13 protein-coding genes are annotated in these 12,464 nt (G+C 70.4%); 6 read left to right on the top strand and 7 right to left on the bottom strand.

The window, feature by feature from the left end; translation table 11 throughout:
- Positions 1–31 precede the first annotated feature (31 nt).
- Positions 32–583, top strand: coding sequence for a nucleotidyltransferase family protein (locus tag AC3A6Y_RS14060; protein ID WP_487868834.1), 552 nt, complete (start codon positions 32–34; stop codon positions 581–583).
- A 40-nt stretch (positions 584–623) separates the two neighbouring features.
- Here the strand turns inward: AC3A6Y_RS14060 and AC3A6Y_RS14055 are convergent, their stop codons facing one another.
- Both AC3A6Y_RS14055 and AC3A6Y_RS14050 read right to left on the bottom strand, forming a co-directional pair.
- The gene (locus tag AC3A6Y_RS14055) at positions 624–1,163 is read right to left on the bottom strand and encodes a superoxide dismutase family protein (RefSeq protein WP_487868833.1); all 540 of its coding nucleotides are present in this window, start codon (positions 1,161–1,163) and stop codon (positions 624–626) included.
- A gap of 2 nt (positions 1,164–1,165) precedes the next feature.
- Positions 1,166–1,828 carry a gamma-glutamylcyclotransferase gene (locus tag AC3A6Y_RS14050; protein ID WP_487868832.1) on the bottom strand — a complete coding sequence of 221 codons (663 nt, stop codon included), beginning with the start codon at positions 1,826–1,828 and terminating at the stop codon, positions 1,166–1,168.
- Positions 1,829–1,951: 123 nt separating this feature from the next.
- On the opposite strand from AC3A6Y_RS14050, the gene AC3A6Y_RS14045 reads away from it, so the two are divergent.
- The 4 genes from AC3A6Y_RS14045 (at position 1,952) to AC3A6Y_RS14030 (ending at position 5,796) form a co-directional block, all read left to right on the top strand.
- Positions 1,952–2,485, top strand: coding sequence for an OmpA family protein (locus AC3A6Y_RS14045; RefSeq protein ID WP_487868831.1), 534 nt, complete (start codon positions 1,952–1,954; stop codon positions 2,483–2,485).
- Between the two features lie 115 nt (positions 2,486–2,600).
- Positions 2,601–4,439, top strand: a complete 1,839-nt coding sequence (gene edd / locus AC3A6Y_RS14040) for a phosphogluconate dehydratase (RefSeq protein WP_487868830.1) — start codon at positions 2,601–2,603, stop codon at positions 4,437–4,439.
- Complete coding sequence (gene eda, locus AC3A6Y_RS14035) at positions 4,430–5,074, top strand: bifunctional 4-hydroxy-2-oxoglutarate aldolase/2-dehydro-3-deoxy-phosphogluconate aldolase (protein ID WP_487868829.1); 645 nt, start codon at positions 4,430–4,432, stop codon at positions 5,072–5,074. Before edd ends, eda begins: the two co-directional genes overlap by 10 nt.
- Positions 5,071–5,796, top strand: coding sequence for a haloacid dehalogenase type II (locus tag AC3A6Y_RS14030; protein WP_487868828.1), 726 nt, complete (start codon positions 5,071–5,073; stop codon positions 5,794–5,796). Before eda ends, AC3A6Y_RS14030 begins: the two co-directional genes overlap by 4 nt.
- Before the next feature lie 15 nt (positions 5,797–5,811).
- Here AC3A6Y_RS14030 and gloA read toward each other — a convergent pair whose 3' ends face one another.
- From gloA to AC3A6Y_RS14005, 5 genes are all read right to left on the bottom strand, one after another.
- Complete coding sequence (gene gloA / locus AC3A6Y_RS14025; RefSeq protein WP_487868827.1) at positions 5,812–6,222, bottom strand: lactoylglutathione lyase; 411 nt, start codon at positions 6,220–6,222, stop codon at positions 5,812–5,814.
- Between the two features lie 42 nt (positions 6,223–6,264).
- Entirely contained in the window at positions 6,265–6,954 is a 690-nt protein-coding gene (locus AC3A6Y_RS14020; protein WP_487868826.1) for a glutathione S-transferase family protein, read from the bottom strand.
- Positions 6,955–7,151: 197 nt separating this feature from the next.
- On the bottom strand, positions 7,152–7,826 hold the full coding sequence (locus tag AC3A6Y_RS14015; protein WP_487868825.1) for an ABC transporter ATP-binding protein: 675 nt from the start codon (positions 7,824–7,826) through the stop codon (positions 7,152–7,154).
- Entirely contained in the window at positions 7,823–9,478 is a 1,656-nt protein-coding gene (locus tag AC3A6Y_RS14010) for an ABC transporter permease (RefSeq protein WP_487868824.1), read from the bottom strand. The genes AC3A6Y_RS14015 and AC3A6Y_RS14010 overlap by 4 nt, the downstream gene beginning before the upstream one ends.
- Before the next feature lie 74 nt (positions 9,479–9,552).
- A complete protein-coding gene (locus AC3A6Y_RS14005; RefSeq protein ID WP_487868823.1) occupies positions 9,553–10,605 on the bottom strand; it encodes a Fe(3+) ABC transporter substrate-binding protein in 1,053 nt (350 codons plus the stop codon).
- Positions 10,606–10,899: 294 nt separating this feature from the next.
- Here AC3A6Y_RS14005 and AC3A6Y_RS14000 point away from each other — a divergent pair, with 294 nt between their 5' ends.
- The gene (locus tag AC3A6Y_RS14000) at positions 10,900–12,456 is read left to right on the top strand and encodes a class I adenylate-forming enzyme family protein (RefSeq protein ID WP_487868822.1); all 1,557 of its coding nucleotides are present in this window, start codon (positions 10,900–10,902) and stop codon (positions 12,454–12,456) included.
- Positions 12,457–12,464 lie beyond the last annotated feature (8 nt).

Below are 12,464 nucleotides of genomic sequence, written 5' to 3'. Positions count from 1 at the left end.
TTGCGCAGGCGCCGCCGTGGATACTGAGGGAATGAAATTGCCGCCACCCACCGTGATCGTCCTGGCCTCCGGCCGCGGAGAGCGCTTTCTCGCGTCCGGCGGCACGGCGCACAAGCTGTCGGCCCCGCTGGGCGGACGGCCGGTGCTCGAGCACACGCTGGCGGCCGTGCGCGAGAGCGGGCTGCCATGGCACCTGGAGGACGCGGGCCATCCGGGCATGGGCGATTCCATCGCGTCGGCCGTTCGCGCGACGGCGGATGCGGGCGGCTGGCTCATCCTGCCGGCGGACCTTCCGCTGGTGCAGGCGGCGACGATGCGGCGCATCGCCCTGGCCTTGTCGCAATGGCAGGCGGTGCAGCCGGTGCATGCGGGGGCGCGGGGCCATCCGGTGGGCTTCGCGGCATCGAACGGTGCGGCGCTCATGGCGCTTTCGGGGCCCGCGGGTGCGGTGTCCGTGCTGCGCCGCTTGCGCGAGATGAATGCGGTGGGCGAGGTGGAGGTCGACGACGCCGGCGTGGTGACGGACATCGATACGCTCGACGACCTCGCGCGGGCGGAGGCGTTGCTCTTGTCGCGACGCTGACTTGCTCCCGCTCCCGCCTGCGGGAGAGGGAGCAAAAAAATCAACTGCGCGTGATCAGCGCACACGCGATGCGCGGCCCCGAATTGCCGGCCGGCTGCGAGGTGAAATCGTCGCGGTCGCGGTGCACGACGAGGGCGCGGCCGACCACGTTGTTGGCGGCGCCGTCGGTCAGCGAGATCGAGTGCACGTCGACGCTGAAGCGCGCCGTGCCGCTCGCATCGGCCACCAGGCTGGGCAGCTCGCCGGCGTGGCTGCCGGGCGCGCCGAACTTGCCATGGGTGCCGCCGGCGGGATTGAAGTGGCCGCCGGACGCATTGCCGTTGTCGCCGCAGTCGCCCTTTTCATGAATGTGGAAGCCGTGTTCCGTGCCCGGCGCGAAGCCGCGCACCTCGCCGGCCACGCGCACGCCGTGGTCGAGCGCGGTGAAGGTCACCCGGCCCATGGTCGGGTTCGGCGAGATCGCCCCGGTGGGCGCCAGATTGGCGGTGGCGCTCGCCTTGCCTCCCAGGGTGCCGCAGCCCGCCAGCAGGCTGATGGCTGCCGCAATGGCGAAGGCGGGAACGATGAGGCGACGGGACATGGCTACTCCTTGGTTGTTGAATCGGGTGCAGGTGCGGCAGGGTATACCGGAGCCGCTGCGCCGCCGCAATCGGGCGACTCCGACAGCCTGGCTTCCGCCAGCTTGATCAGGCGCGCGAGCGCCGCGTCATGGATCGAATGGCGCCGCAATTCGAGCAGCGTCTGCTGCGCATAGTCCAGCGAGCTGCCGTAGCGGCCGACCGCGCTGGCGAAGATATGGCGATAGCGCTCGTCGTCGAGGTTGCCGGTGAAGTTCGGACTGCGCCGCGAGAGCGTGAAGGCCAGGGCGCGCACCGAGCCGTGCGGGGTGGTGCAGTCGAGCCACTTGGGGTCGTAGACGCCGGTGGGCATCTCGCGCAGCCACAGGCGCCCCAGCGTCTCCAGGCCGTCCGCCGCCGGCACGCGAAACACCATCCCGCGGCAGCTGCCGCCCGAGAGCAGGCCGAACACCAAGCCGGGGTTCTCGACCGTGCCGCGGTTGACGCGGCTCCACATCTTGAGCGCCCGGTGCCAGCCATGGACCCGCGCCGGGTGCTGCTCGATGAAGCCGAACTCGGGGCGCCAGATCAGAGAGCCGTAGCCGAACACCCAGAGATCCTGGTGGCCGCCCCATTCCTCGATCACGCGATCGAGCATCGGCTTGGGGTCGCGCAGCGGCTTCGGCATGGGGTCCAGCCCGGGTGGGCCGGGGTTGCCTTGGGGCTGCGACGCAGCCGAGCAGCCTAGAATTTCGCGGTCATGGTTCACCGCACCATTATTTACCGGCCCCTCGGCTACGGAGATCGACCGATGTCAGCTACTGCCGACGACGACAGCCAGCAGAACTTCATTCTTGCGTTCGTCCTCGGGTTGATCGCCCTGGTGATCCTGTTCGTGATCGGCATCGCGCTCTACAGCCAGAACCACAGGGCACGCACGGCGACGGCCACGGCCGCCGCGCCGGCGACGGTCGTGGCGGTGGTCACCGAAACCGTGGCGGTGGTGATCCCCGACGGCGCGAGCGTTCGCGTGCAAGGCGACACGGTGAACTTCTATTTCGCCACCGGCAGCGCCGATCTGGCGCCGCACGCGGCCGAGGCACTGGCCGTGGTCATCAAGGGCGTGGAGGGCGGCCGCAAGGCGGTGGTCTCGGGCTTCCACGACACCACCGGCGACCCGGCCCTCAACGAGCAGCTGGCGAAGAAGCGCGCGGAGATGGTGCGGGGCGTGCTCATCGGCCTGGGCGTGCCGGCCGCGAAGATCGACGTGCGGAAGCCGGCCGTGACCACCGGTTCGGGCACCGATGCGCAGGCGCGGCGCGTCGAAGTCAAGCTGGTCGACTGAAGACGACAGCGCCACGCAGATATCGGCCCGGCGTGTCCGGGCTTTTCATTCGAGCTTGTTACCATCGCCCTTCGGGCCGCGCGTCCGCTGCGGCCTCCGGCAGAGCGACATACCCATGACCCCACACCCCACCGTCCACGAGGTCACCGAACGCATTCGTGCGCGCAGCCGTGACCTGCGAAGCGCCTACCTCCAACGCCTCACCGAGATCCGCCAGCGCGACCGCGGCTCCGACCGCATGGGCTGCGCCAACGTGGCGCATGCGGTGGCCGGCATCCCGGCCAACGACAAGATCAAGGTGGTGAGCGAGCGTGCGCCCAACATCGGCATCGTCACCGCCTACAACGACATGCTCTCGGCCCATGCGCCGTACCAGGGCTATCCGGACATCATCAAGCACGAGGCGCGCCGCCTCGGCGCCACCGCGCAGGTGGCGGGCGGCGTGCCTGCGATGTGCGACGGCGTGACGCAGGGCACGCCGGGCATGGAGCTCAGCCTGTTCAGCCGCGACGCGATCGCGATGGGCACGGCCGTGGCGCTGACGCACGACATGTTCGACGCGGCGCTGCTGCTCGGCATCTGCGACAAGATCGTGCCGGGGCTGCTGATCGGCGCGCTGCACTTCGGGCACCTGCCCATGGTGTTCGTGCCCGGCGGTCCCATGCCTTCGGGCTTGTCGAACAGCGCCAAGGCCAAGGTGCGCGAGCAGGCAGCGCAGGGTCTGGTCGGCCGCCAGGGCCTGCTGGAAGCGGAGATGCAGGCCTACCATTCCCAGGGCACCTGCACCTTCTACGGCACCGCCAACAGCAATCAGATGCTCATGGAAGCCATGGGCCTGCACGTGCCGGGCGCCGCGTTCATCCAGCCCGGCGATGCCACGCGGGAGGCGCTCACGCGCGAAGCGGTGCGCACGGTGCTGGGCCGTGCCGCAGACAAGCCCTACGCTGTTCCGCCCATCGGCGAGATGGTCGACGAACGCTGCATCGTCAACGCCATGGCCGCGCTGCTCGCCACCGGCGGCTCGACCAACCACCTGATCCACTGGGTCGCGGTCGCGCGCTCGGCGGGCATCCTGATCGACTGGAACGACTTCTCCGAGCTCTCCGAGGTGGTGCCGCTGCTCACGCGCGTCTATCCCAACGGCAGCGCCGACGTCAACGAATTCCAGGCCGCGGGCGGCCCGGGCTTGGTGATCGGCGAACTGCTCGACGCCGGCCTGATGCATGGCGACGTGCTCACCGTGCGTGCCGGCGGCCTGCGCGAGTACGCGAACATCCCGAGCCTGGCCGCCGCGCCGTCCGAGGAACGCGTGCTCGAGTGGCACCCCGCTGCGCCCTCGAAGAACGAGGCCGTGGCACGCCCCGCCTCCGCGCCCTTCAGCCCCACGGGCGGGCTGAAGCTGCTGGTGGGCAACCTGGGCCGCAGCGTGATCAAGGTGTCCTCGGTGCCCGACGATCGCCACGTGATCGAGGCGCCGGCCCGTGTCTTCGATTCGCAGGGTGCCCTGCAGCAGGCCTTCAATGCCGGCGAGCTGGAGCGCGACGTGGTCTGCGTGGTGCGCTGGCAGGGCCCGCAGGCCAACGGCATGCCCGAGCTGCACAAGCTCACGCCGCCGCTGTCGGTGCTGCAGGGCAAGGGCTTCCGCGTGGCGCTGGTGACCGATGGCCGCATGAGCGGGGCCTCGGGCAAGGTGCCGGCCGCGATCCACGTCTCGCCCGAGGCGGCAGCGGGTGGACCGCTCGCCAAGGTGCGCGACGGCGACCTGATCCGCCTCGATGCCGTGGCCGGCACGCTGGCGGTGCTGCTGCCCGCCGACGAGTGGGCCGAAAGAGAAACCGCGACCCTGCCCGACGCGCAGCGCAGCGACAACGGCCACGGCCTGGGCCGCGACCTGTTTGCCGGCATGCGCCGCAATGCCTTGACTGCCGAAGAAGGAGCCTGCACATGGCTGTAGAAACGAAGACCATCACCGCCATCGAGGTGATGCGCGATGCGCCCGTGATCCCCGTGATCGTGCTGCACGACGTCAAGGACGCGGTGCCGCTGGCGCGCGCGCTCGTCGCCGGCGGCATCCGCATGCTCGAAGTGACCTTGCGCACGCGCGAGGCCCTCGAATGCATCGAGATCATCGCCAAGGAAGTGCCCGATGCCGTGCCCGGCGCCGGCACCATCCGCAGCGCGGCCGACGCCCAGGCCTCGGCGCTGGCCGGCGCCAGGTTCGGCGTGAGCCCGGGCTACACGCGTGCCGTGGGCAAGGCCTGCCACGACCTCGGCCTGCCCTTGCTGCCCGGCGTGGCGACCGGCAGCGAGATCATGTTGGCGCAGGAGGACGGCTTCACCGAGCTCAAGTTCTTCCCCGCCGTGCAGGCCGGCGGCATCGCCATGCTCAAGGCCTGGCAGGGGCCCTTCGGCGAGGTGAAGTTCTGCCCCACGGGCGGCGTCACCGCGGCCAATGCGCACGAGTTCCTGTCGCTCGCCAACGTGGCCTGCGTGGGTGGGTCGTGGATCGTGCCCACCGATGCGATTGCTGCCGGCGACTGGGGCCGCATCGAGGCGCTGGCGCGCGAGGCCAGCCAGCTGGCGCGATGAACGGCGACTTCGATCCGGGCGAGCTCAAGGTCATCGCCTTCGACGTCTTCGGCACCGTCGTCGACTGGTACAGCGGCATTGCCGCCGAGGCCGAGCGCCTGCTGCCGGGCGTCGACGGCAGCGCTTTTGCACTGGCCTGGCGCGCCGGCTACCAGCCGGCGATGAAGAGCGTGATGGAACGTCTCGCAGCGGGCGAGGGCGGCTTCACGCTGCTGGACGAGCTGCACATGGGCATCCTCGAAGGTGTGCTGCGCGACTTTGGCATGAGCGAGCTCGACCCGGCGCGCAAGCGCGAGCTCAACAGGGCCTGGCACCGGCTGCCGGCCTGGCCCGATGCGGTCGAGGGCCTGGCGCGGCTCAAGCGCAAGTACATCGTCTGCACGCTGTCGAACGGCAACATCGGCCTGCTCACCGAGATGGCCAAGAACGCCGGCCTGCCCTGGGACTGCGTGCTGTCGGCCGAGGTCTTCAAGGCCTACAAGCCCGACCCGCGCACCTACCTCGGCGTGGCCGCGGTGTTCGACGTGCCGCCCAGCCAGGTCATGCTGGCGGCGGCGCACCACGACGACCTGGCGGCAGCGCGCACCTGCGGCTTGCGCACCGGCTACATCGAGCGGCCGATGGAGTTCGGGCCGCAGCGCCCCAAGGACGTCTCGCCGCGCGCCGACAACACGCTGCATGCGCGCGACATCGGTGCGCTGGCGGATTTGCTGGGCTGCTGAAGCCGGGCGCGCCGCTCAGCGCAGGCCTGCGCCGGCGGCCTCGCCGGCACGCTGGATCAGCTCGATCTTGTAGCCATCCGGGTCCGTCACGAAGGCGATCACCGTGGTGCCCCCCTTCACCGGCCCGGGCTCGCGCGTGACCTTGCCGCCGGCGGCCCTGATCTTCTCGCACGCGGCGTAGGCGTCGGGCACGCCCAGCGCGATGTGGCCGAAGGCCGTGCCCATCTCGTAGGTGTCGGTGCCCCAGTTGTAGGTCAGCTCGATCTCGGCCTGCGCCGGATTGCCCTCGTAGCCGACGAAGGCCAGGCTGTACTTGTACTCGGGGTTCTCGGAGGTGCGCAGCAGCTGCATGCCCAGCACCCGGGTGTAGAAGTCGATCGAGCGCTGCAGGTCGCCGACGCGCAGCATGGTGTGGAGGAGTCGCATGTCGTGGGGTGTGGAGAGTTGTCGTGGCTCCGGATTGTCGTGTCAGTTGCGACCGGCGAGCGTCAGCAGATGCGCCTCGTGCTTCTCGAGAAAGGCGCGCAGCTGCTGCCGGTACTCGGGTGCCACCGCATCCCGCACGCTGGGGCGATCTCGCAGTGCCTGCTGCCAGGCGCGCACCTTGGGCGTGTTGTCGAACACGTGCGAGTCGTGCAAGGTGTCGAAGAGCTCGAAGTAGCGGAACACGGGCGCGAACACCGCGTCGACCAGGCTGAAGCGCTCGCCCGCGAAGAAGGGGCCCGTGCCCAGCGCGGCCTCCACGCGCTCGAACTTGGCGGCCAGCGCCTGGCGCTTCTGCTCGAAGACTTCGGCGTCGCGCGTGGTCTCGTAGCCCCACAGGTCGGCGAGGATCGCGGAGCCGAACTCCATCCAGGCGCGGTGCTCCGCGCGCTGCAGCGGGTCTTCGGGATGGAGCCGCGGGCCGGGCTGCGTGTCCTCGATGTACTCGCAGATCACGTTGCTCTCGAACAGGATGCTCTCGCCGCCCCCGGGCTGCGGCACGCGCAGCAGCGGCACCTTGCCGAGCGGCGAGATCTTCACGAACCAGTCGGGCTTGTCGGCCAGGTCGATCACGACGCGTTCGAAGGGAACATTCTTCTCGCGCAAGGCGATGGCAGCGCGCTGAACGTAGGGGCACAGCAGGTGGCTGACGAGGGTGAGTGTCGGTTGGGGCATCGTTGGCTTCCGTGGGGGTTGGAAGCGCGATTCTTCCGGGGGTCGAAGACCTTTTCTAAAAAGGCCCATCGCTGGAAACGCGGGCTGTGGTAGGGCGCCGCTCGCGATAGACACGCCCGGTGCCCTCACCCTGACCCCTCTTCGCCGGGGGGGAGGGGAAGAGACGGGGGCACCGCGGGTTCGCGCGCTGCGCCGGCTCAGGCCGTCCAGCGTGTGAGCCGGCCGTTGTGCATCAGGCCGATGTGATCGGCCATCGCCTGCGCCTCGGCCTCGTTGTGCGTGACGAGCACGGCCGTCTGGCCGGCGGCCTTGAGGATCTCGCGCACCTCGACGGTCAGGCGTTCGCGCGTCGCGGCATCGAGGTTGGAAAAAGGCTCGTCGAGCAGCAGCAGCGCGGGCGAGGGCGCCAGCGCGCGGGCCAGCGCGATGCGCTGCTGCTGGCCGCCGGAGAGCTCGTGCGGATAGCGTCCGCCGGATTCGGCCAGGCCCACCAGCGCAAGCATCTCTGCCACGCGTGCGCGCTGGTCCGGCTGCGGCAGCCGCCGCAGGCCGAAGCCCACGTTCTGCGCCGCCGTGAGGTGCGGGAACAGCGCGTATTCCTGGAACATCATGCCGACACGCCGCTCCTCGGGCGGCAGGTGGACGCCGGCGGAAGACAGCAGCCGATCGCCGAGCCGGATGCTGCCCGCGCGCACGGGCTCGAAGCCGGCGATCGCGCGCAGCACGGTGGTCTTGCCGCAGCCCGAAGGGCCGAGCAGGCAACCGATGCGGCCGGCGCCGAGCGAGAGCGAGAAGCCGTCGACGACCGTGTGCAGGCCATGCGCGCCCTCGTAGGCCAGGCGCACGTCGTCCAGCTGCAGGGTGGCGCTCATTCCGGCAAGCCCTCCGCCCGCACGCCCAACCCGTTGCGCGCCAGCAGCATCACCGGCAGCAGCCCCGCGGCCACGATGGCCAGGGCGGCGATGGCGCCTTCCTCGTAGGTGCCGCGCGCGGCCTCGGCGTACAGCCAGGTCGCCAGCGTGTCGAAGTTCGCCGGCCGCAGCAGCAGGGTGGCGGGCAGCTCCTTCATCGCATCGACGAAGACCAGCAGCGCGCCGGCCGCGATCGCCGGCCTCAGCAGCGGCAGGTGCACGCGGCGCAGCGTGCCGGCTGCGCTTTCGCCGAGGAGACGCGAAGCCTGTTCGAGGGCCGAGGGAATGCGCGCCAGCCCGGCCTCGATGCCGCCCACCGGCATGGCCAGAAAGCGGATCGCGCAGGCGACCACGAGCACGATGCCGGCGCTCATCAAGGGCAGGCCTTCCAGGCGCAGCAATCTGCCCAGCAGGGCGTCGAAGCCCAGCGCCGGCGTCAAGAGGCCGATGGCCAGCACCGTGCCCGGCAGCGCATAGCCGAGCGTGGCGGCGCGCGCCTGCCAGCGCGCGGGGTTGATGGTCGAGCCCTGGCTGCGCACCGCCCAGGCCACCACCAGCCCGGCTGCCACCGTGGTGACCGTCACGCCGGCGGCCAGGGCGAGGGTGTTGCCCAGGCTGGCGAGCAGGCCGTCGGAGATGCCGCCGCCCAGGCGCAGCCGCTTGGCGCTTTCCCAGAGCAGGTAGAGGGCCGGCGTGACGAAACCGATCACGACCGGCAGCGCGGCCGCGATGCAGGCGAGCCAGGCCGCTGCGCCGTGCAGGCGGCGGGGCTCGATGGCGCGCATGCGCTGCGCCGAGCCGAAGCGCTGGTGGCGCCGGCCATGGCGCTCGAGCAGCACCAGCGCCACCACCACGACCAGCATGGCGCAGGCGATCTGCGCCGCGCCTGCCAGGTCGGAGCGCGTGATCCAGGTGGTGTAGACCGCCACCGTCAGCGTCTGGATGCCGAGGAACTCGGAGGCGCCGATGTCGTTGAGCGTTTCCAGCAGCGCAAGGCTCAGGCCCACGGCGAGCGCCGGCCGCGCCAGCGGCAGCGCCACGCGAAAGAAGGCGCCGGCTGCCGTTTCGCCGAGCGTGCGGGCCGCCTCCATCAGGTGGGCGGGCTGGGTCATGAACATGGCGCGCGCGGTCATGTAGACGTAGGGGTAGAGCACGAAGCCGAGCACCAGGACGGCGCCGGGCATCGAGCGCAGGTCGGGCAGGCGGAATTGGCGCGGGCTGTCGAAGCCCAGCGCCCAGCGGATCGCGCCCTGCACCGGGCCGATGGGATGCAGCAGGTCGAGGTAGGCGAAGGCCACGATGTAGGTCGGCATGGCCAGCGGCAGCAGCAGCGCCCAGTGCAGCACTCGCCGGCCGGGGAAATCGCAGACCGTGACCAGCCAGGCGCAGCCGGTGCCGATCAGCAGCACCAGCACGCCCACGCCGGCCAGCAGCAGGGCGGTGTTGAGCGCAGCCTGGGGCAGCACGTGCCGCGCCAGGTGCGTCCAGTGCGAGAGGTCCGCGCCGAAGGCCAGCCAGGCCAGGCTGAGCACCGGCGCGAGCACGCCGAGGGCGATGGCGACCGATGCAGCGCGCCAGACCGGCCCGACCGGCTTCATATCGATGCCCCCCATGCCCGGCATTCCGTGTCCTCGCTGCCCCCCGAGGGGGCCAACGCGCCTCAGGGCGGCCCGTCGGCGCGTTGCCGTCACTGGTCGAAGCCGACCTTGTCCACCAGCGCGCTGGCCTGCTTGCGGTACTTGGCGATCTCCGTGATGGGCAGCGGGTCGACCTTCAGCTCGCCGATGCTGGACGCGGTGATCGAGTCGAGCGCCACGCCCTTGCGCACCGGGTACTCGAAGTTGGTCTCGGCGTAGAAGGCCTGGGCCGGTTCGGACACCAGGAACTCCATCAGCTTGACCGCATTGGCGCGCTGCGGCGCATTCTTCGCGACGGCGGCGCCGCTGACGTTGACGTGCGTGCCGCCGCTCTTCGAGCTGGCGAAGGTCGGGCGGATCACCTTGATGGCCTCGCCCCACTTGCGCGCGTCGCTGCCTTCCTTGGCGCTCTTCATCTGGCCCACGTAGTAGGAGTTGGCCAGGCCGATGTCGCAGATGCCGCCCAGGATGTCGCGCGCCACGTCGCGGTCGCCGCCCGTGGCCTTGCGCGCCAGGTTGGCCTTGACGCCGCGCAGCCATTGCTCGGCCTTGGCCTCGCCCTCGTGCGCGATCAGCGAGGCGACCAGCGCCGTGTTGTAGGGGTGCTGGCCCGAGCGGATGCAGACCTTGCCCTTGTACTTGGGATTGGCGAGGTCTTCGTAGCGGAAGGAGGTGATGGGCAGGCTCTTGTCGGCATAGAGCACGCGCGCACGCATCGACAGAGAGAACCACTGGCCGTCGGCGCCGCGCAGATTCGCGGGCACGGCGGATTCGAGCGCCGCCGATTTCACCGGCTGCGTGACCCCGCCCTCGACCAGGTCGATCAGGTTGCCGATGTCCACGGTCATCAGCACGTCGGCCGGGGAGCGGGCGCCCTCGGCCTTGACGCGTTCGAGCAGGCCGTCCTTGACGAACACCGTGTTGACCTTGACGCCGCTTTGAGAGCTGAAGGCCGTGAGCAGCGGCTGGATCAGGCCGGGCTCGCGCGTGGTGTAGAGCGTGACTTCGCCTGCAGCGAAGGCCGGCGTGGAGAGCCAGCCGGTGCCGGCAAGGGCGATGCAGGCCAGGGTGCGGACGCGGCGGGCGCGCGAAACGGTGCTCATGGGGTGTTCCTCCGGAGTCTGGATGTGGTGACGGTGATCGGCGCCCCTTATGGGCGCTGATACGAATCATTATCAATGTTGCTTCGGGTCCGCGGGCGAATTTCCTTAGGCGGTCGGTGGCGTCTCGCTGCCCGCGCCGTGAATCACGCTGGACTGTCCCGCGCAGGCACCACCGCTCGCAGTTCCGCAATGCAGTACTGGCCTCGGAGCAAACCGCCAGTTCGACCTCAAAAAACTGCGCAGCGGAATAAGATTCCGCAAATCGCCACTGCAGGCCCACCACAGGATGGAGACATGACGAGCCTTTCTCCCGGCCCCGACGACGCGCCCACGCGCATTCATCACCTGCTGGAGGGCTGGGTGAACAGCCAGCCCGACTCGCTGGCGCTGCAGGACGCCGAGCTCTCGCTGAGCTACCTCGCACTGAAGGAGGCTTCGGAATCGGCGGCCCGCCAACTGTCCGGGCTGCAGGTGCGCGCCGGCGACCGCGTGCTGGTGGTGGGCGAGAACTGCGCGGCCATCGGCGTGCTGGTGCTGGCCCTGAGCCGGCTGGATGCCTGGTCGATCGTGGTCAATGCGCGGCTGTCGGAGCGCGAGATCGACACCTTCATCGCGCACGCCGGCGCCCGCCGCGTCGTCTACACCTGTCATGTGTCCGCCGATGCGCAGAAGCACGCGCAGCGACATGGCGCCGTCGCCCGATCCTGGGACGGGATCGGCACTCTCTGGGTCGGCCCGCTGGCCGGCGAGGTGCAGCCGGAGCCCTGCGCGCCCGAAGCGAAGGACCAGGTGGCGGCAATGATCTACACCTCCGGCACCTCGGGCGCGCCCAAGGGCGTGATGCTCACCCACGCCAACCTGATGTTCGCTGCCGCCAGCGCACGCGACATCCGCCGCCTGGGCCCGGGCGACCTGATCTACGGCGTGCTGCCGATGGCCCATGTGGTGGGCCTGTCGACCCAGTTCCTCGGCTGCATCGCCAGCGGCGCGGCGCTGCTGCTGGAGGCGCGCTTCTCGCCCGCTGCCCTGGCGCAGGCGCTGGCGCAGCAGGGCGTGACCGCCTTCACCGGCGTGCCGGCGATGTTCGCCAAGCTGCTGGACTGGGCCCGCGAGAAGGGGCAACCGCTCGAGGCGCCGGCCCTGCGCTTCGTTTGCGTGGTCGGCTCGCCGCTCACGCCCAGCCTGAAGGCCGGCGTCGAGGCCGCGCTCGGGCTGCCGCTGCACAACGGCTATGGCCTGACCGAAACCGCACCCACCGTGGCGCAGACACGCATCGAGGCGGCGCGGCAGGACTGCACCGTCGGCTTCGCGCTGCCCGGCGTGCAGACGCGCATCGTGGATGCAGCCTCGGGCGCCGAGCGGGCCGCCGGCGAGATCGGCGAGCTGTGGGTGCGCGGGCCCAACCTCATGAAGGGCTACTACCGCAACGAGGCGCTGACGCGCGAGGCGGTCGACGCCGAAGGCTGGTTCAACACCGGCGACATGGCGCGCCGCGATGCCGACGGCGCGCTGCACATCGTGGGCCGCAGCAAGGAGCTGATCATCCGCTCGGGCTTCAACGTCTACCCGGTGGAGGTCGAGCAGGTGCTCAACAGCCATCCCGCGGTGGTGCAGTCGGCGGTGGTGGGCCGCACGGTGGAGCACAACGAGGAGGTGGTCGCCTTCGTCGAGCTGGTGTCGGACGCGCAGCCGGGCGAGGAGGCGATGCGCCAGTATTTGCGCGAGCGGCTGTCGCCCTACAAGGTGCCGAGCGAGATCCGCTTCCTGGCCCAGCTTCCGGCCGCACCCACCGGAAAGATCCTGAAGAGCGAACTGAAGACCCTGGCCCTGCAAGGCCGTGTTGCAAGCTGAACCGAGGA

The sequence above is a fragment of the Variovorax sp. Soil_C_17 genome (assembly GCF_057657265.1).
This window is presented reverse-complemented; position numbering and strand designations above follow the sequence as displayed.